Annotated in this window: 22 protein-coding genes; 10 read left to right on the top strand and 12 right to left on the bottom strand. The window is 72.4% G+C overall.

Translation table 11 applies throughout. The features are described from left to right. Positions 1–70 precede the first annotated feature (70 nt). Together ACH4S8_RS11630 and ACH4S8_RS11625 are read left to right on the top strand one after the other, a co-directional pair. Positions 71–892: a helix-turn-helix transcriptional regulator gene (locus ACH4S8_RS11630; protein WP_398393157.1), complete on the top strand. Its 822-nt coding sequence runs from the start codon at positions 71–73 to the stop codon at positions 890–892. 43 nt (positions 893–935) lie between these two features. Next, positions 936–1,289: a cytidine deaminase gene (locus ACH4S8_RS11625; protein ID WP_398392529.1), complete on the top strand. Its 354-nt coding sequence runs from the start codon at positions 936–938 to the stop codon at positions 1,287–1,289. Between the two features lie 70 nt (positions 1,290–1,359). Here the strand turns inward: ACH4S8_RS11625 and era are convergent, their stop codons facing one another. After that, a complete protein-coding gene (gene era, locus ACH4S8_RS11620; protein ID WP_398392528.1) occupies positions 1,360–2,352 on the bottom strand; it encodes a GTPase Era in 993 nt (330 codons plus the stop codon). 260 nt (positions 2,353–2,612) lie between these two features. On the opposite strand from era, the gene ACH4S8_RS11615 reads away from it, so the two are divergent. Next, complete coding sequence (locus ACH4S8_RS11615; RefSeq protein WP_398392527.1) at positions 2,613–3,920, top strand: ammonium transporter; 1,308 nt, start codon at positions 2,613–2,615, stop codon at positions 3,918–3,920. Continuing rightward, positions 3,917–4,255: a P-II family nitrogen regulator gene (locus ACH4S8_RS11610; protein ID WP_398392526.1), complete on the top strand. Its 339-nt coding sequence runs from the start codon at positions 3,917–3,919 to the stop codon at positions 4,253–4,255. Before ACH4S8_RS11615 ends, ACH4S8_RS11610 begins: the two co-directional genes overlap by 4 nt. Here ACH4S8_RS11610 and ACH4S8_RS11605 read toward each other — a convergent pair. From ACH4S8_RS11605 to ACH4S8_RS11575, 7 genes are all read right to left on the bottom strand, one after another. Next, positions 4,149–5,174, bottom strand: coding sequence for a WxL protein peptidoglycan domain-containing protein (locus ACH4S8_RS11605; RefSeq protein WP_398392525.1), 1,026 nt, complete (start codon positions 5,172–5,174; stop codon positions 4,149–4,151). The two genes, ACH4S8_RS11610 and ACH4S8_RS11605, sit on opposite strands and share 107 nt — an antisense overlap. 123 nt (positions 5,175–5,297) lie before the next feature. Then, a complete protein-coding gene (locus ACH4S8_RS11600; RefSeq protein WP_398392524.1) occupies positions 5,298–6,623 on the bottom strand; it encodes a beta-xylosidase in 1,326 nt (441 codons plus the stop codon). Between the two features lie 263 nt (positions 6,624–6,886). Then, positions 6,887–7,363: a hypothetical protein gene (locus ACH4S8_RS11595; protein ID WP_398392523.1), complete on the bottom strand. Its 477-nt coding sequence runs from the start codon at positions 7,361–7,363 to the stop codon at positions 6,887–6,889. A 316-nt stretch (positions 7,364–7,679) separates the two neighbouring features. After that, a complete protein-coding gene (locus tag ACH4S8_RS11590; RefSeq protein WP_398392522.1) occupies positions 7,680–8,942 on the bottom strand; it encodes an MFS transporter in 1,263 nt (420 codons plus the stop codon). Next, positions 8,939–10,243: a GH1 family beta-glucosidase gene (locus ACH4S8_RS11585; protein ID WP_398392521.1), complete on the bottom strand. Its 1,305-nt coding sequence runs from the start codon at positions 10,241–10,243 to the stop codon at positions 8,939–8,941. The genes ACH4S8_RS11590 and ACH4S8_RS11585 overlap by 4 nt, the downstream gene beginning before the upstream one ends. 143 nt (positions 10,244–10,386) lie before the next feature. After that, positions 10,387–10,653 carry a protealysin inhibitor emfourin gene (locus ACH4S8_RS11580; protein ID WP_398392520.1) on the bottom strand — a complete coding sequence of 89 codons (267 nt, stop codon included), beginning with the start codon at positions 10,651–10,653 and terminating at the stop codon, positions 10,387–10,389. A gap of 55 nt (positions 10,654–10,708) precedes the next feature. After that, on the bottom strand, positions 10,709–11,779 hold the full coding sequence (locus tag ACH4S8_RS11575) for a M4 family metallopeptidase (protein WP_398392519.1): 1,071 nt from the start codon (positions 11,777–11,779) through the stop codon (positions 10,709–10,711). 320 nt (positions 11,780–12,099) lie between these two features. On the opposite strand from ACH4S8_RS11575, the gene leuA reads away from it, so the two are divergent. The 6 genes from leuA (at position 12,100) to ACH4S8_RS11545 (ending at position 20,565) form a co-directional block, all read left to right on the top strand. Continuing rightward, on the top strand, positions 12,100–13,851 hold the full coding sequence (gene leuA, locus ACH4S8_RS11570) for a 2-isopropylmalate synthase (protein WP_398392518.1): 1,752 nt from the start codon (positions 12,100–12,102) through the stop codon (positions 13,849–13,851). A 185-nt stretch (positions 13,852–14,036) separates the two neighbouring features. Then, positions 14,037–14,732, top strand: a complete 696-nt coding sequence (locus tag ACH4S8_RS11565) for a TerB family tellurite resistance protein (protein WP_398392517.1) — start codon at positions 14,037–14,039, stop codon at positions 14,730–14,732. Positions 14,733–14,904: 172 nt separating this feature from the next. Then, the gene (locus ACH4S8_RS11560) at positions 14,905–16,986 is read left to right on the top strand and encodes an MMPL family transporter (protein ID WP_398392516.1); all 2,082 of its coding nucleotides are present in this window, start codon (positions 14,905–14,907) and stop codon (positions 16,984–16,986) included. A 107-nt stretch (positions 16,987–17,093) separates the two neighbouring features. Beyond that, complete coding sequence (locus tag ACH4S8_RS11555) at positions 17,094–18,494, top strand: sensor histidine kinase (RefSeq protein ID WP_398393154.1); 1,401 nt, start codon at positions 17,094–17,096, stop codon at positions 18,492–18,494. Further along, positions 18,491–19,168 carry a response regulator gene (locus tag ACH4S8_RS11550; RefSeq protein WP_398392515.1) on the top strand — a complete coding sequence of 226 codons (678 nt, stop codon included), beginning with the start codon at positions 18,491–18,493 and terminating at the stop codon, positions 19,166–19,168. The genes ACH4S8_RS11555 and ACH4S8_RS11550 overlap by 4 nt, the downstream gene beginning before the upstream one ends. A 188-nt stretch (positions 19,169–19,356) precedes the next feature. Next, the gene (locus ACH4S8_RS11545) at positions 19,357–20,565 is read left to right on the top strand and encodes an exo-alpha-sialidase (RefSeq protein WP_398392514.1); all 1,209 of its coding nucleotides are present in this window, start codon (positions 19,357–19,359) and stop codon (positions 20,563–20,565) included. 1 nt (position 20,566) lies between these two features. On the opposite strand, the gene ACH4S8_RS11540 is transcribed toward ACH4S8_RS11545, so the two are convergent. The 4 genes from ACH4S8_RS11540 to ACH4S8_RS11525 are packed head-to-tail and all read right to left on the bottom strand — an operon-like array spanning position 20,567 to position 25,543. Beyond that, positions 20,567–21,502 (bottom strand): dihydrodipicolinate synthase family protein, encoded by a 936-nt coding sequence (locus ACH4S8_RS11540; RefSeq protein WP_398392513.1) that lies wholly within the window; start codon positions 21,500–21,502, stop codon positions 20,567–20,569. Then, positions 21,499–22,611, bottom strand: a complete 1,113-nt coding sequence (locus tag ACH4S8_RS11535; RefSeq protein WP_398392512.1) for an oligopeptide/dipeptide ABC transporter ATP-binding protein — start codon at positions 22,609–22,611, stop codon at positions 21,499–21,501. The genes ACH4S8_RS11540 and ACH4S8_RS11535 overlap by 4 nt, the downstream gene beginning before the upstream one ends. Further along, on the bottom strand, positions 22,608–24,584 hold the full coding sequence (locus tag ACH4S8_RS11530) for a dipeptide/oligopeptide/nickel ABC transporter permease/ATP-binding protein (protein ID WP_398392511.1): 1,977 nt from the start codon (positions 24,582–24,584) through the stop codon (positions 22,608–22,610). Before ACH4S8_RS11530 ends, ACH4S8_RS11535 begins: the two co-directional genes overlap by 4 nt. Then, positions 24,581–25,543: an ABC transporter permease gene (locus ACH4S8_RS11525; protein ID WP_398392510.1), complete on the bottom strand. Its 963-nt coding sequence runs from the start codon at positions 25,541–25,543 to the stop codon at positions 24,581–24,583. The genes ACH4S8_RS11530 and ACH4S8_RS11525 overlap by 4 nt, the downstream gene beginning before the upstream one ends. Positions 25,544–25,558: the final 15 nt, after the last annotated feature.

Here is a 25,558-nt window from a genome sequence, read left to right as displayed (position 1 = left end):
CCGAAGGGGGAGACACGTGACGGTCGAGGCGCCGAAGACCCAACGACGCCCGGAACTGCGTGAGTTCCTGATGAGCCGCAGGGCGCGGGTGTCACCGGCCGAGGCCGGGCTCCCGGACGGCGGTGCCCGCCGCCGCACTCCGGGGCTGCGCCGCGAGGAGGTCGCCGTCCTCGCGGGTGTGGGCGCCTCCTGGTACCAGTGGCTGGAACAGGGGCGGGACATCTCCGTGTCGCCGCAGGTCCTCGACTCCGTCGCCCGGGTGCTCAGGCTCAGCAACACCGAGCGGCGCCATCTGTACACGCTGGCCGGGCTGAACCCGCCCGCGCCCGAAGTCGCCCCCGGGAACCGGGACATGTGCGACGGGCTGCGGCGGCTGATCGACACGTGGATGCCGTATCCGGCGCACATCATGGACCCGTACTACAACTGCGTCATGTACAACGACGCCGCCGCGGTGGTCCTCGGGATGCGTCCGGAGAACACCCAGAACTGCATCGTCGACTTCTTCACCGACCCGCTGTACCGGGGCCGTTCACGTACCTGGGAGCACAACGCCCGTACGGTCGTGGCCCAGTTCAGGGCCTCGTGCGCCGCCGCGCCGGACGACGAGGGGTTCCGCGAGCTGCTGGCCGAACTGACCGACGCGAGCACCGAGTTCGCTGAGCTGTGGGAGCGGCGGGACATCGAGGACGCCGGGCAGATCCGCAAGGAGCTCGACCATCCGCTGGTGGGACTGCTCGCCGTCGAGTCCACCGCGATGAAGGTGCCGGTCCGGCCCGACCTCACGATCGTGCTGCACACGCCGCTGCCGGAGGAGAACACGGCCGCGAAACTGGAGTGGCTCGCCTCGCCGGAGGGGCGCCGCGGTTCGATGTACCCGGTGGCCGGGTGACCCTTCGGCGGGGGACGGCGTCGGCACTTCGTATGCTCTGGTCATGACCGACAGCAGCGCGCTCGACCCCGAGGACCGCAAGATCGTCACCCTGGCCCGTTCCGCGCGGGCCCGCAACGGTGTGCCCGAGGGCGCGGCCGTACGCGACGAGACGGGACGTACGTACGTCGCCGGGACCGTGGAGCTGGAGTCCTTGCGGCTGAGCGCCCTGCGGACGGCCGTGGCGATGGCCGTGGCGTCCGGGGCGAAGTCCCTGGAGGCGGCGGCCGTGGTGTCCGAGGCGGAGGCCGTCGGCGACGCGGACCGCGCGGCCGTACGGGATCTCGCCGGGCCCGGGACGCCGGTGCTGCTGGCCGGGCCCGACGGCGTCGTGCACACGACGGTGACCGCGGGCTGAGAAGCCCCTCCTGCCGGAAGATTAAGGACGGCCCGGACGACACCGGGCCGTCCTCGAGGCCCGAACCGGCTCAGAAGCCGAGCTTGCGCAGCTGCCGGGGGTCGCGCTGCCAGTCCTTGGCGACCTTCACGTGCAGGTCGAGGAAGACCGGCGTGCCCAGCAGGGCCTCGATCTGCTTGCGGGACTTGATGCCGACGTCCTTCAGGCGCTTGCCCTTGGGGCCGATGATGATCCCCTTCTGGCTGGGGCGCTCGATGTAGACGAAGGCGTGGATGTCCAGGAGCGGCTTGTCCGCGGGACGGTCCTCGCGCGGCAGCATCTCCTCGACCACGACGGCGATGGAGTGCGGAAGCTCGTCCCGGACGCCCTCCAGGGCGGCCTCGCGGATCAGCTCCGCGATCATGACCTGCTCCGGCTCGTCCGTCAGGTCGCCCTCGGGGTAGAGGGCGGGCCCCTCCGGCAGCAGCGGGACGATCAGGTCGGCCAGCAGACCCACCTGCTTGTCCCCGACCGCGGAGACCGGGACGATCTCGGCCCACTCGAAACCGAGCTCCCGGCCGAGCTGGTCGATCGCGATGAGCTGCTCGGCGAGGGTCTTGCTGTCGACGAGGTCGGTCTTGGTGACGATCGCGATCTTCGGCGTCTTCTTGATCGACGCCAGTTCCTTCGCGATGAACCGGTCACCCGGGCCGAGCTTCTCGTTCGCGGGCAGGCAGAAGCCGATCACGTCGACCTCGGCCCAGGTGGTGCGGACGATGTCGTTGAGCCGCTCGCCCAGCAGGGTGCGCGGTTTGTGCAGGCCGGGGGTGTCGACGAGGATCAGCTGCGCGTCGGGCCGGTGCACGATGCCGCGCACGGTGTGCCGCGTGGTCTGCGGCTGGTTCGCGGTGATCGCCACCTTCTGGCCGACCAGAGCGTTCGTGAGGGTGGACTTGCCCGCGTTGGGGCGGCCCACGAAACAGGCGAAGCCGGCGCGGTGGTTCCCCACCGCGTCGAGGGCGCCGGAGGCGCCCCCGCCCTTGGACGGCTCGGATGACTGGTTGCGAACGCTCATGGCGCCCATTGTCCCTGATCGTCGGGTGCCCGCCGTACCAAGGTGTTCGACAGCCCCGGGGCGGCCGCCCCGGTACGCGTGAAGCAAGCGTTCCGGTTCTGCCGCACGGGGCGTTCCGGGGCCCGCGCCGCCCGCCTCCCCGGTGAGGAATCGGAAATCACGGCGCAATGAAACATGGCGGAAACGTCGGCGTGCGCAACCGGAAACGCACGCCGACGACGCTCTGACGACGCCCCCGCCCCGTGCCCCCCCACTCCGCTGGAGAGACCGTGACCCTGGCCGCTTCCCGGATCGACACCGGCGACACCGCCTGGCTGCTCGCCGCCACCGCGCTCGTCCTCCTGATGACCCCCGGCCTCGCCCTGTTCTACGGGGGCATGGTCCGGGCGAAGAGCGTGCTCAACATGCTGATGATGAGCTTCGTCTCGATCGCCCTGGTCACGGTGGTGTGGCTGACCGCCGGCTACTCCCTCGCCTTCGGCCCGGACGCGTTCGGCGGGCTCGTCGGCGGTCTCGAGCACGCCGGGATGGCCGGACTCGGGCCGGACAGCGTGCAGGGGAGCGTCCCCACCCTGCTCTTCGCCACCTTCCAGCTCACCTTCGCGATCATCACCGCCGCGCTGATCAGCGGGGCGGTCGCCGACCGGGCGAAGTTCGGGGCCTGGCTCGTGTTCGTGCCCGTCTGGGCCCTGCTCGTATACGTTCCCGTCGCGCACTGGGTGTGGGGTCCGGGTGGCTGGATCCACGACGGTCTCGGCGCCCTCGACTTCGCGGGCGGCATGCCGGTCGAGATCGCCTCGGGTGCCTCCGGGCTCGCGCTGTGCCTGGTGCTCGGACCGCGCCTCGGCTTCAAGAAGGACGCCATGCGGCCGCACAACCTCCCCATGGTCGTGCTCGGCGCCGGTCTCCTGTGGTTCGGCTGGTTCGGCTTCAACGCCGGGTCCGCCCTCGGCGCGAACGGCCTGGCCGCCGCGGCCTTCCTCAACACCCTCGCCGCCGGCTGCACCGGCCTGCTCGGCTGGCTCCTCGTCGAGCAGCGCCGCGACGGCCACCCGACGACCCTGGGCGCCGCCTCGGGCGCCGTGGCCGGTCTGGTGGCCATCACCCCGTCGTGCGGGGTGGTGTCCCTGCTGGGCGCGCTCGCCGTCGGGCTCGCCGCCGGTGTCGTCTGCTCGTACGCCGTGGGATGGAAGTTCAAGCTGAACTACGACGACTCGCTGGACGTCGTCGGTGTCCATCTGGTCGGCGGGATCATCGGCACGCTGCTCATCGGCGTCTTCGCCGTCCACACGATGACCGGCGGCGCCGAGGGGCTGCTGTACGGCGGAGGACTCGGTCAGCTCGGTCGGCAGCTGGTCGCCGTCCTGGCCGTCGGCGCGTACGCGTTCGGTGCCACGTACGGCATCGGCACCGCGATCGACCGGTTCATGGGGCTGCGCGCGGACGAGGAGCAGGAGCGGACCGGCCTGGACCTTACGGTGCACGCCGAGAGCGCCTACGATCACGGGGTCCTGGGCCACGGCGCCCCGGTGTCGTCGTCCCTTCCCCTCGCGCAGAAGGCCAAGCCCCAGGCATGAAACTCATCACCGCGATCGTCAAGCCCTTCCGCCTCGACGAGGTCAAGACCGCCCTGCGGGAGATCGGTGTGCACGGGATGACCGTCACCGAGGCCAGCGGGTACGGGCGCCAGCGCGGGCACACCGAGGTGTACCGCGGCGCCGAGTACCAGGTCGACCTGGTCCCCAAGGTCCGGATCGAGGTCGTCGTCGAGGACGCGGTGGCCGACGCGGTCATCGACGCGGTGGTCAGGGCCGCGCAGACCGGGAAGATCGGGGACGGAAAGGTGTGGTCCGTACCCGTGGAGACGGTCGTACGGGTACGGACGGGCGAACGCGGGCCCGACGCACTCTGAGCGTCACCACGACCGCGGTGGCCGCGGCCACCGCCAGCACGGCCACGAGCCACGGCAGCGCGAGGAACGACACGCTCGCCGACTCCTTCGTCCCCGGCGCGCTGGCCGTCAGCGTCACGTCGCACCGGTCGAGCTGGGGCGACCCGTGCCAGGAGGCGGTGAGCCGGACCCGCTGGCCCGGCAGCAGTTCCGAGGGAATGCCCGTGAGCTCGCGGGACAGCAGGGTGCGCCCGAAGAGGCCCTCGGCCCTCAGCCGCACCTTCGGGTTCAGCGTCACGTTGCCCGTGTTGTGGAGCGTGTACGAGACGGTCGCCACGGTGGAGCCCGTGCCCGGGACCAGCGGCTGGTGGTGGGTGAGGCGGACCTTCTCCACGGCCAGGGCGGGGACCGTCGGGCCGCCTACCCGGAGGTAGACCCGGGCGGCGACGGCTCGTCGCACCCCCACCGAGAGGGAGCCCGAGCCCTTCTCGATCCGTTCGTCGAGCGCCACGAGCGCGCCCGGGTGGTCGCCGGGTTCGGCCCGCTCGGGGACCCGCAGCGTGAACGGCACGGTCACCTCGCCGTGCGCGGGCACGGTGATCCGGGAGCGTGCCGGCCGGGCCCACGCCCCCACCCCGCGCTGCTTCTCGGCCAGGGTGCGGACGGCGAAACCGCCGTCGCGTGCGGTGTTGTAGGCGTCGGCCGCGTACAGCCGGAACGTCAGCGGATCACCGGTCTTGTTGGCGACGGTGACCTTGTCCCGGAGGGTCTGGCCGGGGTCGGCGGAGAGGTAGAAGTAGGGCCGCGCGGCGATGCGCGAGGAGACGGGATAGACCGACCAGCTGCCGTTGTCGGCCGCGTACGAGGGCGTGGCCACGAGGGCCAGGAAGGCCGGCAGGACCAGGAACACGCTCAGGAGGAGGGCGTACGGCTTGCGCATGGGTGCGGACCCCCGCGGACGGCATCGGCGAACGGGCGGCTGTCGTCGTGACAGCCCCTGTGTGGACGGGCGGGTGCGCGCCCGGCCACCGGGGTGCGGAAGACCGGTCGGGTGGCGGACCGGTCAGCTGAGCGTCAGCGTGAGCACACCGGAGTAGGAGCCGGGAGGCGTGAACTCCGGTACGTTCAGCGACAGTCCGGCGTCGACGGTGAACTCACCACTGGTGAGCGTCCCGTTGGGGGTGGACGCCAGGGTCGCGCCCGAGGTGCCCACCGTGCCGGACGAGCCGGCCTGGCAGGTGCTCGGGCTGCCGGCCTTGGTCGCGCAGGCCGGGGTCCAGCTCAGGGCGCCGGCGCCGATCTTCGCGCCGGGGCCGGTGAAGTCGGTGACCTTGCCGGTCAGGGACCAGCCCGCGGGCCCGCCGCGGAAGTCCTTGACCGTCACCGTCTGCAGGGAGCCCGTGGAGGCGCCGCCCTTGCCGTAGTCGACCGCCGACAGCGCGACGGCGTCCCCGGCCTGGGTCATCGACAGGGTTCCCGCCTTCACCGTGGTGGTGAGTTTCTGGCTGCCGTCGGGGACGGGCGTGTTGTCGATGACGACGTACGCGGCCGGACCCGCTCCGGTGTCCGCGTTCCAGCTTCCTCCCTCGTACGCGACCACGCCGGTCGTCGTCTTGTCGTTGACGACGAGCGAGCCGCTGATGGAGCCCTGGGCGTTCGCGGTCACGGTCGCCGTGTCGGCGGTCTGGGTGGCCCCGGACCGTCCGGCGAGGGTGACGCTCGCGCCCGGGGTGAAGCCGCTGCCGGTGACGGTCACGCTGTCACCGGGGTTCCCGGAGGCCGAACCGAGCTGGATGGCCCGGGTGTTGCTCTGTCCGCCGGTCGCGGTGACCGTCTCGGACACCGGGGCGGGCGGATTGGTGACCGTGCACGGGGTGTCCAGCTCCATGATGTAGCTGGTGTGGATGTTGTAGTCACCGGGCGACAGGGTGATCGCGCCGGGCGCGGTCACGGTGAACGTTCCGGTCATGCTGAACGACGGGAAGGCGCCCTTGGCCGGCACCGGGTCGTTCTTCTTGGGACCGGCGACGGTGACGCTTCCTGTCTGTGCCCCGCCCAGCGCGACCTTGCCCGTGGGGGTCATGATGTCGGCCGGCAGCGCGAGGTCGACGGGGTTGCTGGCGGCGGGACTGACCACCGTGTAGGTCACGGTGACCGTGTCGCCGACCTTGGGACTGGCGTTGTCGACCGTGATCTTCGCCGTGGTGGTGCCGTCGATCGGCGGGATGCCCGCGATCGCCGGCGGGATGCAGTGCGTGGCGAAGTCCACGTTCACGGGTGCGGCTCCGGCCGGAGCGGCCAGCGCACCTCCCACGGTGAGCGCGAGTACGGCTGCCCCGAGCAGTGCCGCGACGCGGCGTCTTCGGGTTGTCGGACCCTTGGTTGACATGGGGTGTTGCCCCCCTCCTGAGGGATGCGGGCGCAGCGGCTCGTCTGCGCCGCCAGGGGGACATTGATGTGCCGGTCGTGTGAGAAGTCAATGGAGACCCGGCGCACTGACTGATGGCCCATCAGTTTCTGTCATGGTCACCGGCGCGGTTCGCGGGCGGCGGAGTCGCCGGCCGGACCGGGGACCGCGGGGCCGCCGGGGGGCCGGGCCGGTGTCGCTGCGCGCGGGCGGCACCGGCCCTCTTCACGTCAGGGCGCGGCGGGTCAGTCGAAGACGAACGGACCCGGGGACTGCGGTGTGTCCGCCGTACAGGTGATCGTGATGCCGAAGATGGTCATCTTCAGGGAGCCGCCGTAGAACTCCAGGCTGTCGCCGGAGGCGACGGTGCCGTCGAGGGGGCCCACCGAGACTCCGCTGCCGGTGGCCATCGCGGGGTTCTTCTTGCCGCTGAAGGCGGTGGTCCCGCCGCTCGCGTTCACCATGGAGAGGGTCGAGGTGACCGAGTTCGCGGCGATCGGGATCGGGGCCGTGATGGCGGTGGAGCTGAGGGTGATGGTCGCGGCCGTGCCGTCCTGCGTGGCCGTGAGGGTGGCCGCACCGCCGCCACCGATGGTGCAGGTCGCGTTGATGGTGGCCGTCTGGGGAGTGACGGCCGCGGCGGCCGGCGCGAAGGCCAGTCCGGTCGCGGCGAGGGTGCCGGCGGCTAACGCCGAGACCGTTGCGAGTCGCTTGCCTCTCATCGAAATCCCTTCCCGTGTGGGGGAATTGCCATGTGGGGATGGTCGGGACGGAGCCGTCCGCCCTGGTCCGGGCACACGGGTTTCTCACCTTCGTGCCGGTGAGGGTGCGGGAAGACGTGTACGCGGACCGTCCGCGTGCGGGGGTGCGGGACGCCGTGCGGAGGCGTATCTGACGGTCCGTCGGAATGTGCGGTTCCATTGAGGCGCGGGCGCCTCACGATTGCAAGGGAAGCGGGCCCCTTTCCGCAACGGTCGTGAAAAGTGGCCGAAGTCGGCCCCCGGGAAGCGGGCCCGCCGGGGAGGGCGGCCGGTGCCCTCAGTCCACCCCCTTGATCCGCACCACCAGCACCGCCCCCGCCAGGCCGATCACCGCCGCGAGCAGGTACAGGACCCGGTAGCCGCCCAGGTACGTCACGACCGGGGCCGCCAGGACCGGGGCCGCGACCTGGGGAAGGGCGTTGGCGATGTTGATGACGCCGAGGTCCTTGCCGCGGTCCAGGGCCTTCGGCAGGACGTCGGTCATCAGGGCGAAGTCGACGGAGGTGAAGACGCCGAAGCCGACGCCGAGGACGGCCGCGGCGGCGATCGCGCCGGGCCAGGTCTGCCAGCAGGCCAGCGCCGCGGTGGCCACCGCCATCAGGACACCGGACCAGATCACGAACGGCTTGCGGCGCCCCAGCCGGTCCGACCACACCCCGCCCACCACGACCGTGGCGAGGAGCGTGATCCCGTTCACCGCGGTGAGGACCAGAACCCCCTGCTCGGGGTCGTCGAGGTGGAGCCGGTCCCGCAGGTAGTAGAGCAGGTACAGCAGCACGAGGGCGTTGCTGAGGTTGATCAGGAAGCGGGTCAGCCAGGCCCACGCGAGGTCGGGGTGTTCGCGCGGACTCAGCCGGAAGGAGGCGAGGAACGCCCGCCCCGACCAGGGCGGCCGGGCCGACTCGGGCAGCCGCAGGTCCTCGAAGCGCAGGACGTACGGCAGGACGCCGACCAGCGTGAACACCGCGCACGCCGCGTACCCGCCACCGGTGCCCCCGGCCACCGTCGCGAGCCCCGTGCCGCCGACCACGCCGAGGATCTGCGCCGCGCCCAGCCAGCCGCCCACGCTGCCGCGCTGGAGCCGGGGCACCCGGTCGGGCACGGCCGCGGTGACCGCGGCGAACGCGGCGTTCAGGGTCAGCTGGACCAGGCACCAGCCCGCCGCCATCGTCCACACGCCACCCGCTCCCGCCAGGAGCAGCAGGGACAGCGCCCCGCCGGCCGCTCCGGCCACGATCCACGGTGTACGGCGGCCCCACCGTGCCGTCGTCCGGTCGGACAGCGCGCCGAAGAGCGGGTTGGCGACCAGCGAGACGACCGCGCCCGCGCCCGTCACCCAGGCCAGCATCGTCTCCTTGGACATGCCGGAGCCGGGCGCGAAGTCCTCAGCCTGGGAGGCGAGGAGGATCTGCAGGGGGCCGTACCAGCCCACCCAGATCGCCCCGTTGGCGAGCGAGAGCGCCGAGGTCCAGCCCCGGCCCACCCGCTCGACGGGCTCGGCGAGGGCGGACACGGGGACGACCGCGTCGGCGGCGGTCATCTCTGCGCCCGCAGGGCGTCCCGCAGCCAGGCGTACGAGGCCTTCGGGGTCCGCTCCAGGGTGTCGTAGTCGACGTGCACGAGGCCGAACCTGCGCGCGTACCCCTCCGCCCACTCGAAGTTGTCCATCAGCGACCAGACGAAGTAGCCGCGTACGTCGACACCCTGCTCCGACGCCCGGTGCAGCGCCCGTATGTGGCCGTCCAGGAAGGCGATCCGCTCCTGGTCGTCGATGCCGTCGTAACTGCAGCCGTTCTCGGTGACGACGACGGGCGGGAGCCGGTCGCCGTAGCGCTCGCGGAAGCCGGTGAGCAGCTCGGTGAGCCCCTCGGGCACCACCGCCCAGCCGAAGTCGGTGACCGGGTACCCCTCCAGTTCCTTGACGGTGAAGGGCAGTTCGGCGGGCAGGGTCAGTCCGCCGAACTCGATCTCCGCTCCCTCGGGGGCGCCCACCCTGGTCGGCTGGTAGTAGTTGATCCCGTACCAGTCGACCGGCTCGCCGATGATCTTCAGGTCCGCCTCGACGTCACCGGGCATCAGTTCGGCGATGCCGTCGGGGTAGCGGCCCAGCAGGACGGGGTCGGCGAAGAGCCGGTTGAGCAGGAGGTCGTAGAAGTCGGCCGCCTCCACGTCCTCGCTGCGGTCCGAGGCCGCCCAGGTCGGTCCGTGCGAGTTGGCGATCCCGATGTCGCCCGCCCCGGCCGCGCGCAGGGCCCGTACGGCCAGACCGTGGGCGAGGAGCTGGTGGTGGGCCACCGGCAGGGCGTCGAACATGAGCTGCCTGCCGGGGGCGTGCGCGCCGAGCGCGTGCCCGAGCAGGGTGTGCTCGGCGGGTTCGTTGAGAGTGATCCACTTCTTGACGCGGTCGCCGAGGCGGCCGGCGACGACGGAGGTGTACTCGGCGAACCGCTCGGCGGTGTCCCGGTCCATCCAGTCCAGCTCCGCCGGCAGGTCCCAGTGGAAGAGGGTCGGCACCGGTCGTACGCCCGCCGCGCACAGCGCGTCGACCAGGCGGTCGTAGAAGTCGAGGCCGCCGGGGGAGTTCACCCGGGGCCAGGACACGGAGAAGCGGTACGCGTCCACGCCGAGGCCGGCGAGGAGCGCCACGTCCTCGGGGTAGCGGTGGAAGTGGTCGCAGGCCACCGCCGCCGTGGAGCCGTCCTTGACGTGTCCGGGCGCGGCCGTGAAGGCGTCCCACACCGAGGGACCGCGTTCGTCCACGGCCCCCTCGATCTGATGGGCCGAGGTGGACACACCCCAGAGGAAGCCGGACGGGAACTGCGGGAGAGGGTTCGTCGCCATGCGCGATCATCTGTACCGCCGGTAACGGAAGTCAACGGTTCGGCGTGAACCCGCGGCCGGGCGGCCGGGCACGCCGCCGGGCTCCCGCCTTCAGGCGTCCCCCGCAAGTGCCTTCCCGCGAGCCTCTCCTCCAGCCCTCTCCTTCAGGCCCCTTCCTTCAACACCCGGGAGATCAGCTCGCGCTGGTCCTCCGTGAGCCTCGGGTCGGCGGCGTGGACCGTCCTGCCGTCCACGGTGATCTCGTAGTGGAAGCCGTCCGGGACGCCGGCCGGGGGTGTGCCGTGGCCGGCGGCGAGTGCCCGTTCGGCCAGGGCGTGCCACTCGGGGGCGTCGGGCCGTGCCGAGGTGTCCACCTCGGCACGGCGCTCGATGCCCGCGAAACCGCCCGTACGCCGCACTTCGATACGCATGGGGTCCTGTCTAGTACGAGTCGGGCGCCCGCGGCTACGGCGCTTTCCGCCGGGCCTACGCGGACGGCACCCCGACCTGTTCCCAGGCCTTCGTCACCGCCTGCAGTTCCTCCCCCTCGTTGTACCGGGTCCGTGCCGCGGCGAGCGTGAGCCGGGCGAAGTCCGCGAAGAGGGCCTCCTCCGGCAGTTCCCCGCCGGTCAGTACGTCGTACCAGATCTGTCCGGCCCGCTCCCACGCGTGGCCGCCGAGGGCCTGGGCGGCGAGGTAGAAGGCGTGGTTGGGGATGCCGGAGTTGAGGTGGACGCCGCCGTTGTCCCGGCCGGTGGAGACGTAGCCGTCCATCGTCCCGGGCTGCGGGTCCTTGCCGAGCACGTCGTCGTCGTACGCGGTGCCCGGCGCCTTCATGGAACGCAGGGCGGTGCCGGTGACCCGTGGGGCGAGCAGCCCGGCGCCGATCAGCCAGTCGGCCTCGGCGGCGGTCTGGCCGAGCGCGTACTGCTTGATCAGCGAGCCGAAGACGTCCGACATGGACTCGTTCAGGGCACCCGACTGGCCGTAGTAGGCGAGGTTCGCCGTGTACTGGGTGACGCCGTGGGTCAGCTCGTGGCCGATGACGTCGACCGGGATGGTGAAGTCGAGGAAGATCTCGCCGTCGCCGTCCCCGAAGACCATCTGCTCGCCGTTCCAGAAGGCGTTGTTGTAGCCCTTGTCGAAGTGCACGGTGGCGTCCAGCGGCAGGCCCTCGCCGTTGATCGAGGTGCGTCCGTAGACGTTCAGATAGAGGTCGAAGGTCGCGCCGAGGCCGGCGTAGGCGCGGTTGACGGTGGCGTCCTTGCCGGGCTTGTCGCCCTCGCCGCGGACCTTCCTGCCGGGGAGGTCCTGGCGGTGGCGGGCGTCGTAGATCGTGCGGTGCGGCGCGCGGCCGTCGGCCCCCGCGGGCGCGGCGACGGCCGGCGCGCCGATGACGGTGGTCAGCCGGCGGTGGGTGCGCTCGTACGCGTCGCGCTCCAGGGTCTGGCGGGCGGGACCGGAGAGCGCGGGGTCCTCGTGCCGGGCGAGCTTGTCGAGGACGTGGGGCGGAACGATGGTGCAGTGGACGGGCTCGAAGCCCCCGTTGGTCGTCATGCCCGGCACCCTTGCACTGAGTGATTCACATGTCACTACGTGCAACCATGATTGGTGAAATGGGGAGACAACGGGCCGAGGGATTCGCCCGGAAGTGGTATAGCGCACTTTTTGTCCCTTTCGGGGCATGCGATCCCGCATACTGATACAGCCCTCCGCACGGAGCGCGGCTCGGCTACGCTGCGGAGCATCATGCGTTTCGGGCTGCTTCTTCTTAGCTGCCGCGGCGAGGGCCTGTAGTCGAGGCCGACCCCCTCCCCGCGGAGTCTGGCGTTGCGCCGTCGGCCGTCCTTTCGGACATCCTGAGGAGCCTACGCATCATGGCGGACAGCCAGAGCAGCCAGCACGCCCGTACCAACCGTCAGCGCCCCACGTCGATGCCGGTCCACAAGTACGGCCGGTACGACCAGGTGGACATCCCCGACCGGACCTGGCCGGACAAGCGGATCACCGTCGCCCCCCGCTGGCTCTCCACGGACCTGCGCGACGGCAACCAGGCGCTGATCGACCCCATGTCGCCCGCGCGCAAGCGTGAGATGTTCGACCTGCTGGTCAAGATGGGCTACAAGGAGATCGAGGTCGGCTTCCCGGCTTCGGGCCAGACCGACTTCGACTTCGTCCGCTCGATCATCGAGGACGAGACCGCGATCCCGGACGACGTGACGATCTCCGTGCTGACCCAGGCCCGCGAGGACCTGATCGAGCGGACCGTCGAGTCGCTGAAGGGCGCCAAGCGCGCCAACGTGCACCTGTACAACGCCACCGCCCCGGTCTTCCGCCGCGTGGTCTTCCGCGGTTCCAAGGACGACATCAAGCAGATCGCCGTCGACGGCACACGGCTGGTCGTCGAGTACGCGGAGAAACTGCTGGGCCCCGAGACCGAGTTCGGGTACCAGTACAGCCCCGAGATCTTCACCGACACCGAACTGGACTTCGCCCTGGAGGTCTGCGAGGCGGTCATGGACGTCTGGCAGCCCGGTCCGGGCCGCGAGATCATCCTCAACCTGCCCGCCACGGTGGAGCGTTCGACGCCGTCCACGCACGCCGACCGGTTCGAGTGGATGCACCGCAACCTGTCCCGCCGTGAGTACGTCTGCCTGTCGATCCACCCCCACAACGACCGCGGCACCGCCGTCGCCGCCGCCGAACTGGCGCTGATGGCCGGCGCCGACCGCGTCGAGGGCTGTCTGTTCGGCCAGGGCGAGCGCACCGGCAACGTCGACCTGGTCACCCTGGGCATGAACCTGTTCTCCCAGGGCGTCGACCCGCAGATCGACTTCTCCGACATCGACGAGATCCGTCGCACGTGGGAGTACTGCAACCAGATGGAGGTCCACGCGCGCCACCCGTACGTGGGCGACCTGGTCTACACGTCCTTCTCCGGCTCCCACCAGGACGCCATCAAGAAGGGCTTCGACGCGATGGAGGCCGAGGCGGCCGCCAAGGGCGTCACCGTCGACGACATCGAGTGGGCCGTCCCGTACCTGCCCATCGACCCCAAGGACGTCGGCCGCTCCTACGAGGCCGTCATCCGGGTCAACTCGCAGTCGGGCAAGGGCGGTATCGCGTACGTCCTGAAGAACGACCACAAGCTGGACCTGCCCCGCCGGATGCAGATCGAGTTCTCGAAGATCATCCAGGCGAAGACCGACGCCGAGGGCGGCGAGGTCACGCCGAAGGACATCTGGGCGACCTTCCAGGACGAGTACCTGCCCAACCCCGAGAACGCCTGGGGCCGTATCCAGGTCAGGACCGGTCAGTCCACCACGGACAAGGACGGCGTGGACACCCTGACCGTCGAGGCCACGGTCGACGGCGCCGACACCGTCCTGAGCGGCACCGGCAACGGCCCGATCTCCGCCTTCTTCGACGCCCTGCAGTCCATCGGCATCGACGTACGCCTGCTGGACTACCAGGAGCACACGATGAGCGAGGGCGCCTCCGCGCAGGCCGCCTCGTACATCGAGTGCGCGATCGGCGACAAGGTCCTGTGGGGAATCGGTATCGACGCGAACACGACACGTGCCTCGCTGAAGGCCGTCGTCTCCGCCGTCAACCGCGCGGCCCGCTGACCTCGTTCACCTGGTTCTTTCCGGCCCCGTCCGCCTTTCGAGGCGGGCGGGGCCGGGTCGTGTCCCGGCCAAATCGTGTGCAGGTCACAAGCAGGTCTCGTCCCAGGTACTGACTACACCTCACCTATGTGGCTAACATCACGCCAGCACGGCGATGTTGCCGTGGCATTACGGAGGTGTGCGACGTGCTGCCAGGATGGGGACGAAACGGTCGTGCAGTTCAGGTTCCCCGCATCCTGGGCACCCGTACGGCGTGGAGCACCGTCGGCGACGGGGAGTTCTTCTGCCCCGGCTGCGGCGGTGACCGCAACTACCAGCGGCTCACCGGCCGGCGCCGCTTCACTCTTCTGGGTGTTCCCGTCCTCTCGCGCGGCGAGACGGGGCCCGTCGTCGAATGCGCGGCCTGCCGGAGCCACTACGGCGCCGACGTCCTGGACCACCCCACCACCACCCGCTTCTCCGCGATGCTCCGCGACGCCGTCCACACCGTCGCCCTCGCCGTCCTCGCGGCGGGCGGCTGCTGCGCCCGAGCGTCCCTGGAGACCGCCGCCGCGACCGTCCGCTCGGCCGGCTTCGACGACTGCACCGAGGACCAGCTGAACGCCCTCGTCGAGGCCCTCGCCGCCGACACGGGCCGCTTCTTCGGCGAGCCCTGCGGAGCGAGCCTGGCCATAGAGCTCCACGAGGCCCTGGACCCGCTGGCCCCGCACCTCGCCCCCACCGGCCGCGAGGCGATCCTCCTCCAGGGCGCCCGCATCGCCCTCGCCGACGGCCCCTACACCCCCGCCGAACGCGACGCCCTCGCCACCGTGGGCGCGGCCCTGACCATCTGCTCGGACGACGTGACCCGCCTCCTGGCGACGGCCCGCACCCCCTCGTAGGACGACCCCGTCCTCCTCGGCGCCCGCCGCACTACTCCCCGGGGAGTAACGGCCGACCCGGGACACCCCCCGCAGTAGGGCCCGGCTCGCTCCCGCGGCCGACGAAAGCCGCCTCCCGGACCGGAAGTCTGGATCAGGAAACAGACATCCGGACCGAAGGGAGGCCCTGTCCATGGGGGCCGGAGAGACAAGAACGCGGTCGCGCCGGCGGGCCGTGCCGTGGGCGGTGCTCGCGCTGTGGATCGGGCTGCTGGCCGTCGTCGGCCCGTTCGCGGCGAAGCTGTCGGACGTGCGGCACGACCGGGCCGTCGACTATCTGCCGTCGAGCGCCGACTCCACGCGGGTCGCGAAGACCGAGGACCGGCTGCCCGGCGGCGAGGCCACCGAGTTGGTGCTCGTCTACCACCGTGACGGGGGGCTTAGCCCGGCCGACCGGGACACCGCGGCCCGCCAGGTCGCCGCGATCGCCCGGGCGAACCCGCTCACCGGCACTCCCCGGGCCGTGCCGTCGGCCGACGGCACCACCCTGATGTACCCCCTCGCCTCCACCGCGCCCGGCACCGACGAGAAGAAGCGCGACGCGTTCGTGCACGCCGTCCGCGACACCGCCCGGGGAACGGACGGGATGAGCGCCGTCGTCGGCGGGCCCGGAGCCCTGGCCACCGACGCGGGCGAGGTCTACAACTCCCTCGGCGGACCGCTGCTCTACACCACCGTCGCCGTCGTCGCCCTCCTGCTGATCCTCATCTACCGCAGCCCGCTGCTGTGGCTCGTGCCGCTCGCCGTCGCGGGCGTCGCCGACTATCTCTCGATGGGTGTCACCTACGGCCTGCACCAGGCGTTCGGCACCAGCGTCTCCGGCCAGAGCACGGGCGTGATGACGATCCTCGTCTTCGGCGCCGGGACCGACTACGCCCTGCTGATCATCTCCCGCTACCGGGAGGAACTGCGGCGCGTGGAGCGGCCCTACGACGCCATGAAGGAGGCCCTGCGCGGCTGCGGGCCCGCCGTGCTCGCCTCCTCCGGGACCGTCGCCGCCGGACTGCTGTGCCTGCTCGCCGCCGACCTCAACAGCAGCCGGGGCATGGGTCCGACCGGCACCGTCGGCGTGCTCTGCGCCCTCCTGGCCATGCTGACCCTGCTGCCCGCCGTGCTCGTCCTGCTCGGGCGGCGGGTGTTCTGGCCGCTCGTCCCGGCCCACGGCAGCGAGCCCCGGCAGCGGCGGAGCCTGTTCGCCGCCATGGGATCCTCCGCCGGCCGCCGGCCGCTCGTCGTCCTGGCCGTCGGAGCCGCCCTGCTCGGAGCGCTCGCCCTCGGCACACTGAACCTGCCGGGACCGCTCAAGCAGCAGGACTCCTTCGCCCACCGGCCCGACTCGGTCACCGCGATGGAGACCCTCGCCCGCGCCTACCCCGGGCGGGGCACCCAGCCGATCACCGTGATCACCCCCACCGGGCGGGCGGACGCGACGCTGTCCGCCGTGCGCGGCCACACCGGGGTCGCGAGCGCCGAGCGCGGACGCAGCGGCGGGGGCTGGACGGAGATCTCCGTCATCGCGCGCGGCGCCCCGCAGTCCGCGGCCGAGACCGCCACGATCAAGGCCCTGCGAGCGGACCTCGGCGGATCGTACGTCGGCGGTCCGAGCGCCCAGCAGATCGACCTCCAGGACACCGACGCCCGCGACCGGCTCGTCGTCGTCCCGATCGTGCTCGTCTCGGTGCTGCTGATCCTGATCCTGCTCCTGCGCTCCCTCGTCGCGCCGCTGCTGCTCGTCGCCGCCGTCATCGCGGTGTGGGGAGCGGCGCTCGGCATCGGCGGCCTCGTCTTCGGCCCGCTGCTCGGGTTCGAGGGGACCGATCCCGGTCTCGGCCTGCTGTCCTTCGTGTTCCTGGTCGCCCTCGGCGTCGACTACGGGATCTTCCTCATGCACCGGATGCGGGAGGAGTCCCTCTCGGGCGCCGAACCGGCCGCCGCCGCGCTGACCGCGCTGCGCACCACCGGGGGCGTGATCGCCTCGGCCGGCCTCGTCCTCGCGGCCACCTTCGCGGTGCTCACGAACATGGGGCTCCTCCAGCTCGTCGAACTCGGCTTCGTCATCTCGGTCGGAGTGCTGCTCGACACCTTCCTCGTCCGTACGTACCTGGTGACCAGCGCGAGCGTGGCCCTGGGACGCAAGGTGTGGTGGCCGGGCGGCCTCTCCCGCGAGCCGGACCCCGAGACGGCCGGACGGCAGGACCCCGTCCCCGTCGGCTGACCGCACACCGGACGACCGACAACAGTCATCGGGCGACAGTCATCGGGCGCCCCCGCCTCCCGCGGGGGCGCCCCCTCACGGAAGATGAAGCGGTGGACGTCAAACGCATGCTGCACCTCACCGGCTTCGGATACCGGGGGAACGTCGGCCGGACGCAGATCCTGCGCCAGGACGCGCTGCTCGCGGGCGTGCTGCTGATCCTCGACACCGCTGTGGCGCTCACCCTGCACACGGACGGCCGGCGACCCGACGCGCTCGGCTGGACCCTGCTGATCGCCGCGCACCTCGCGGTGGTCTTCCGGCGGTGCGCCCCGCTCCCGGCGTTCCTCCTGCTCGTCGCCTGCGTCGCCCCGTACCACGCGCTCGACTTCGACCACAGCGCGCCGCTGCTCGTCTCGATGACCGCGCTGTTCACGGTCTCCGTCACGGGAAGCCCCCTGCGATCGCTGATCGTCGGCGGCGGTGTCATCGGCATCATGCTCGCGGTCAAGTTCGGGCAGGGCACCGCCGAGGGCACCCAGGCGCTGCGCGTCACCGGCTGGATCGTCGCGTTCATCGTGCTCGGCGTGTACGTCCGGGTGCACGGGCAGTACTTCGCCTCGGTCGTCGAACGCGCCGAGCGCGCCGAGCGCACCCGCGAGGAGGAGGCCCGCCGCAGGGTCGCCGAGGAACGGCTGCGCATCGCCCGGGACCTGCACGACCTGCTCGCCCACAGCATCACCCTGATCGGGGTGCAGACCTCCGTCGCCGCCCACGTCCTGGCCGCCGACCCCGACCGCCTGGACCGTACGGCCGTCGCCAAGGCCCTCGACGACATCTCCGAGACCTGCCGGAGCGCGCGCGGCGAACTGCGGACCACACTGGAGGTGCTGCGCGACGGCGAGCACGGCGGCGGCGAGGGCCGGGGGCCGCTGCCCGGCCTCGACGGGGTGCCCGATCTGGTGGCGGCGGCCCGTTCGGCGGGCACGCGGGTGGAGTCGGCGGTGGTACGGGCCGACGGTGTTCCCACCGCCGTGGGCGCCGCCGCCTACCGCATCGTCCAGGAGGCGCTGACCAACGCGGTACGGCACGCGGGTCCCGGGGCGTGCGTCCGGGTGGACCTGAGCACGGACGGCCGGGCGCTGCGGGTGCGGGTCACGGACGACGGCGTCGGCGACGCGGGCGGACCGCCCGGCTTCGGCCTGGTGGGGATGCGGGAGCGGGCCCGCAGCGTGGGCGGCACGGTGGAGACCGGGACGCGGGAGGAAGGCGGGTTCGCGGTGGTGGCGGTACTGCCCCTGGGCACGACGGTGCCGGACCGGCGGCCGGAGCCGGAGCCGGGCACACCGGCAGGAGGCCCGGACCCGTTCCGGGCATCGGCGGCATCGGCGGCACCGGTCGCCCCCGGTTTCGTACGGGATTCCGGTGCCGTGCGCGACAGCGGTCCCGCACGGGAACCCGAGGCCGTACCCGGTCCCGGGCCCGGTCCGGCGGTCGGGGCCGAGCCGGGACGGGGCGGGACGCGATGACCATCCGTGTGGTCCTCGCCGACGACCAGAACCTCGTGCGGGCCGCGTTCGCCATGCTCGTGGAGTCGGCGCGGGACATGGAGGTGGTCGGGCAGGCCGCCACCGGGCGGGAGGCCGTCGAGCTGGCCCGCACCGGGCGCGCCGACCTGGTGGTGATGGACATCCGCATGCCCGACCTGGACGGCATCGAGGCCACCCGGCTCATCGCGGCCGACGAGGACCTCGCCGGGGTCAGGGTGCTCGTGCTCACCACGTACGACACCGACGAGCACATCGTGGAGGCCCTGCGCGCGGGCGCCTCCGGCTTCCTGGTGAAGGACACCCGGCCCGCCGAACTCCTCGACGCGATCCGCACGGTGGCCGCCGGGGACGCGCTGCTCTCGCCCGGCCCCACCGCCCGCCTGGTCGCCCGCTTCCTGCGCGCCCCGTCCGTCCCCGCGCTCACGGTGGGCGGCCCCGAGGGGCTCTCCGAGCGCGAGCGCGAGGTGCTCACCCTGGTCGCGCGCGGCCTCAACAACACCGAGATCGCCGCGGCGCTGGGGCTCAGCCCGCTCACCGCGAAGACCCATGTCAGCCGGATCATGGGCAAGCTGGGCGCCCGCGACCGGACCCAGCTGGTCATCGTGGCGTACGAGTCGGGCCTGGTGACCCCGGGAGACACGGGCCGGGCCTGACCCGGCGGCCCCGAAGCCCGGCCGGGAGCCGCCGGCGTCCCGCGCCCGGCCGGGAGCCGACTGACGCCCCGTCACCGTGCCGTGCGGGCACGGGTATCACCGTGGCCCCCGGGGCACATTAGGTGCACCGGGACGTCCCACGTCCCACGTTCCATGCCCGACGCAGCCGACGCAGCCCAGGGAGTGCCATGACCAGCATGAGCCGCATGCTCGCGTTCGCCGCCGCCGGACTCCTCACCGCCCTCGCCACCGCCGGCCCCGCCGCCTCGGCCGTGCCCCGGGGCGGCGGGGGATGCGCCTCCTCCGTCCCGTACGCCGCGGGCCGGGACGGCTACGACACGTACCGCATCCCGGCGACCGTCATGACCGGGGCCGGCACGCTGCTCGCCTTCGCCGAGGGGCGGCACAGCGGCGCCGGCGACACCGGGAACATCGACGTCGTCCTCAGACGCTCCTCCGACGGCGGCTGCACCTGGGGTCCGCTGCGGGTCGTCGCCGCCGGTGACGGTGACACCCGCGGCAACCCGGCGCCGGTGGTGGACCCCCGGACCGGCCGGATCGTCCTGCTGACCTCCTACAACAGCGGCGCGGTGACCGAGGCGCAGATCATGCGGGGCGAGGCCACGGCGGAGCAGAGCCGACGCGTCTTCGCGCAGACCAGCCGGGACGACGGGCGGCACTTCACCGCCCCGCGGGACATCACGGACCAGGTGAAGCCGCCGGGCTGGCGCTGGTACGCCACCGGGCCCGGCCACGCGATCGCCCTGCGCCACGGACCGCACGCCGGACGCCTGGTCGTGCCCGCGAACCACTCCGCCGCCCCGCCCGCCGGGTCCGCCGACACCGGCCAGGAGGCCAGGTACTACGGGGCGCACGCGCTCTGCAGCGACGACGGCGGGCGCACCTGGCGGATCGGCTTCGTCGACGACTCCTACGACGGGACCGACAACGCCAACGAGAGCTCGGCGGCCGAACTCCCCGACGGGCGGCTCTACTTCACCTCGCGCGACCAGAACGGCACGAGCCCCGGCAACCGCCTCGACTCCTATTCGAGCGACGGCGCCGAGACCCTGGACCGCCCCTTCGCCGTACAGCCCTCCCTGAACGACGTCCCCGTCGTCCAGGGCAGCGTCCTGCAGCTCACCGGCCGCCACGCGCCGCTCCTGTTCTCGGGCCCGTCCGTCCCCACCGTCCGGCAGTCCATGGCCGTATGGCGCAGTACGACCGCCGGCGCGGACTTCGTGAAGGCGGCCACCCTGTCCACGCGGCGGGCCGCCTACTCGGACCTCGTCCAGCTCGGTGCCGGCCGGGTCGGCATCCTCTACGAGACCGGCGACACGGGACCGTACGAGTCCATCGAGTTCCGGCGCCTTCCGGTCCGCGGACTCCTCGGGTAGCTCAGAGCAGCCCCGCCGACGCCAGGTACTTGCCCACGCGTTCGACCTCGCCCGGCGACAGCGGCACCTGGGGCTCCGCCGTCGCGGCGCAGTCGATGACGCCCCGCAGGTGCAGCGCGGCCTTGAAGGCGCCGAGCGCCGAGGAACTGCCGCCCATCCGGGCCGGGTCGCCGACGCCCACCAGACCGAACAGCTCGCACAGCCGCTCCTGCTCCGCCCGGGCCCGCTGCCAGTCGCCCGCCGCGCACAGCTCGTACAGCCGTACGTAGCCCACCGGGTCCACATTGGCCAGACCGGGGACCACGCCGTCCGCGCCGAGGGCCAGCGCCGAGTCGACGACCACCTCGGAGCCGGTGAGCGCGGTGAAACCGCTCACCCCGGGGCGCGTCCGGGCGCCGGTGACGACCGTACGGAAGCCGCCGAGGTCGCCGCTGGAGTCCTTGAGGCCGGCCAGGACGCCCTCGGCGGCGAGTTCGAGGACCAGGTCGGGGCTCAGCTTGCTGTGGACGGAGGCGGGCAGGTCGTACGCGAACACGGGGAGCGCGGCGCGGGCGGCGACGAGACGGAAGTGGCGGGCGATCTCGGCGGGATGGGTGCGGGTGTAGAAGGGGGCCGTGACGACGATCGCGTCCGCGCCCGCGGCACGGGCCGTGTGCGCGTGGTCCAGCACGCGGGGCGTCGTCATGTCGATCGCGCCGGCCAGGACGGGCAGCCGGCCGGCGACATGGGCCACCGTCGTCTCCACCACGAGCCTGCGCTGCGCGTCCGTCAGATAGGCCACCTCGGACGTCGAGCCGAGGACGAACAGGCCGTGCACCCCGGCGTCCACCAGATGGTCGATCAGCCGTGTGAGCGACGGGACGTCCACCTCGCGGTCCGGTGTCAGGGGCGTGCAGACGGGCGGTACGACACCGGTCAGCGGGGCGGGGAAGGTCATGAAGGCTCCCGGATGTGCTGCTGGGGCGGAACGTCGGCCGGGGCGGCGGACTCGGCGGCGGACTCGGCCTGGGCGAATCCGGCGTGCGCGGATTCGGCCTGCGCGACGAGGGTGCGCGTCGACCGGCCCTCCTCGACAGGATGGTGACACCGGAAGCGGTGCCCGGGGGCCGACGCGGCCGTGAACTCCGGCATCCGGGTCGCGCACTCCTCGTCCGCCCTCCAGCACCGGGTGCGGAAGGGGCAGCCGCTCGGCGGGCGCGTCGCCGAGGGGACGGGTCCGGTCAGCGGGATCGGCTCGACCGGGTCGAGCAGGCCCGGGGTCGCCGAGAACAGCGCCCGGGTGTACGGGTGACGGGAGCCGTCGGTGACCTCGCCGGCCGGGGCCTCCTCGACGATCCGTCCGAGGTACATCGTGATCACCCGGTCGCTCATCCGGCGCACCGTCTGGATGTCGTGGGACACGAACACCAGGGCCAGGCCGAGGCGTTCCCTCAGATCGAGGAGGAGGTTGAGGATCTGCGCGCGCACCGACACGTCCAGCGCGCTCGTCGGCTCGTCGGCCACCACGAGACCGGGGTCCAGGGCCAGGGCGCGGGCGATCGCCACCCGCTGGCGCTGACCGCCGGAGAGCTGACCCGGCAGCGCGTCCGCGAGGGCCCGGGGCAGACCGACCAGGGACATCAGCTCCCGCACCCGGTCGGAGCGTTCGGCCGCGCCGCCGCGCCGGTGCACGTCCAGCGGGTCGCGCAGGATCCGGCGCACGGGCAGCCGGCGGTTCAGGGCCGTCGACGGGTCCTGGAAGATCATGCCCGTGCCGGCGCCGACGGCCGTGCGCCGCTTGTCCGGTTTCAGGGACCACAGGTCACGGCCGCCGAAGGTCACCGTGCCGGACGTCGGCCGCTGCACCCCCACCAGCACCTTCGCGAGGGTCGACTTGCCGCAGCCCGACTCGCCGACGACCCCGATCGTCTCGCCGGGCAGGACGGCGAGGTCGGCGCCGGTCAGGGCGTACACCCGGTCCCGGGTGAACACTCCGCCGCTGCGCGCCTTGTGGACGACGTGCGCGTCGGTGAGCCGGACGAGCGCCTCCACCGGGGATGAACTCATGTCACGGCCTCGCTCTCCGTGGTCACCAGGCCGACGGCCGGGTGGTGGCAGGCCGCCGTGTGCGTGGGCGTGCCGAGGAGGCCGGGCGCCGTCGTCCGGCACGTCTCGTCGGCCATCGGGCACCGGTCGGCGAACCGGCAGCCGGCCGGGAAGTCGGCGGGGGAGGGGACGACCCCCCTGATCTGTGTCATGCGCTCCGCCGCCGACTCCAGGGACAGGACGCTGCCCAGCAGCCCGCGGGTGTAGTGGTGGGCCGGGGACTCCACCAGGTCCGCCGTCGCCCCCGTCTCGACGATCTGCCCGCCGTACATCACGACCACCCGGTCGGTCACCGCCGAGATCAGCGCCAGGTCGTGCGAGACGAGGACCAGGGCGAAGTCCAGTTCCGCCCGCAGCCGCAGCAGCAGCTCCATGACCTGCGCCTGGACCGTCACGTCCAGGGCCGTCGTCGGTTCGTCCGCGACGATCAGCGCGGGCTCCCGGGACAGCGCCATCGCGATCAGCACCCGCTGGCGCTGGCCCCCGGACAGTTCGTGGGGGTAACTGCGCAGGGTGCGTTCGGGATCGAGGCCGACCAGGGCGAGGAGTTCGGCCGCCGTGCGCCGGCCGCCCCGCCGTATCACCTGCTTCAGCTGCGCCCTGATCGTCATCGCCGGGTTCAGGGACGACAGCGCGTCCTGGTAGACCATCGCCATCTCGTGGCCCAGCAGCCGGCGCCGCACCCGCATCGGCTCGCCCACCAGCTGCCGCTGCCGGAACCGGACCTGGCCGCGCACCCGGGCGCCCTTGGGCTCCAGGCCCATCACCGTCAGGGCCGTCAGCGACTTCCCGCAGCCCGACTCGCCCACCAGGCCCAGGACTTCCCCGGGGTACACCTCGAAGCTGATGCCGTCGACGATGTCCACACCGCCGTGCCGGTGGTCGAAGCCGATGGCCAGACGCTCGACGGCGAGCACGGGCTGCCCGCCCGTCACCGGCGGCCGGGCCCGTGCGCGCAGCCGGGCCGCGGCCTCGGCCAGGCCGGGCAGTTCGACGACCGTGCCGCCGCCCGGTTCCGGGGCTTCGAGCCGGTTCTCGGCGGGAGGCACGGACACCTCCCGGGCGGCCGGCGCGGCCCACGCGTCGGAGACGCCCTCGGAGAGGACGTTCAGCGACAGGACGGTGAGGAGCATCAGCAGACCGGGGAAGACGGTGGCCCACCAGCCGCCGGTCAGCACCATGTTCTTGCCGTCGGCGATGACACTGCCCCAGGACGGGTCCGGGGGCCGTACCCCCGCGCCGATGAAGGACAGCGAGGCCTCGAACACGATCGCCTCGGCGACCTGCACGGTGCAGAACACCAGGACCGGGGCCGCGCAGTTGACGGCCACGTGCCGGAGCACGATGTGCGGGGTGCGGGCGCCGATCACCTGCTCGGCGGTGACGTAGTCCTCGCCGTACTGGTCGAGCACGTTCGCCCGGACGACCCGGGCCACGGGCGGGGTGAACAGGAACGCGATCGCGCAGATCAGCACGGTGATGCCGCCGCCGAAGACGGCGACGAGCACGGCGGCGAGCGCGATGCCGGGGAACGCCATGACCACGTCCAGGCAGCGCATCAGCGTCTCGTCGACCGCCTTGCGCGAGGTCGCGGCGAGCGCGCCGAGCAGCGCGCCCACGACCAGGGCGAGCGCGGTGGCGCCGAGGCCGATGGCCAGGGACCAGCGGGCCCCGTACATCAGCCGGCTGAGGATGTCCCGGCCGAGGCTGTCCTGCCCCATCCAGTGGGCGGCCGACGGATGCCCGGTGCCGTCCGCCTGCGGCTGCTGGTCGAGCGGGTCGTGCGGCGCGAGCAGCGGGGCGAACAGCGCCGTCACCAGGACCACGGCCAGGAAGCAGACCGCGATCCTGGACAGCGGCGGCAGCCTGCGCAGGCCGCGCAGCCGGATTCCGGGCCGGACGAGGGCACCGGCCAGATCCTTCCGCGTGATCATCGGGTCGCTTCCCTCAGCCGTGGGTTGACCAGCAGATACAGGATGTCGATGACGAGGTTCACGACCACGAAGCCGAACGCGGTGGTCAGGACGACGCCCTGCACGACGGCCGGGTCCCCGTTCTGCACGGCGTCGATCATCAGCTTGCCCATGCCGGGCAGCGAGAAGATCGTCTCGATGACGACCGCCCCGCCCAGCAGATAGCCGACCCGCAGGCCCAGCACGGTCAGCGGGTTCATCAGGGCGTTGCGCAGGACGTTGCGGCCGACGACCACCCGGGGCGGCAGCCCGCTGCCGATCGCGGTGCGCACGTAGTCCTTGTCGAGCTCCTCGACCACGGAGGTCCGGACGATCCGGGTGAGCTGGGCGGCGACCGGCAGGGACAGTGCGAGCGCGGGGAGCGCCATGGTCTTCAGCCAGCCGGTCAGCGAGTCGGCCGGGTTGACGTAGCCGCCGGTCGGGAACCAGCCCCGGTCGACGGCGAGGTACTGGATCATCAGCAGGGCCAGCCAGAAGCCCGGTGCCGCGACCCCGGTCAGGGACACCACCCGGATGATCTGGTCGGGCAGCCGGTCGCGGTGGATCGCGGCCGTGACCCCGCCGAGCAGCGCCAGCACCACCGCGATGCCGAGTCCCAGGAAGGTGAGCTGGAGGGTGAGCGGCAGTGCGGTGGTGACCTGGTCGACGACCGGCGCCCTGGTGAGCGCGCTGGTGCCCATGTCGCCGTGCAGCAGGTCTCCCACGAAGTGGACGTAGCGCACGGGCAGCGGATCGAGCAGCCCGTTCCGCTCCCTGAAGTCGTGCAGCTGCCGCGGGGTCGGGTTGGCGCCCTGGAAGAACGCGGACGCCGGGTCGACGTCCGAGAACCGCATCACCAGGAACACGAACAGGACGATCCCGAGCATCAGCGGTACGAGCAGCGCGATCCGGCGCAGCAGGATCCTGACGACGGTGACCACGTACGGACTCCCCTG

It is taken from the genome of Streptomyces sp. NPDC021080 (assembly GCF_044333225.1).
In the GTDB taxonomy this organism is placed as follows: domain Bacteria; phylum Actinomycetota; class Actinomycetes; order Streptomycetales; family Streptomycetaceae; genus Streptomyces.
Note: the sequence above shows the minus strand (reverse complement) of the source record. Positions and strands in the feature narration are given on the sequence as shown.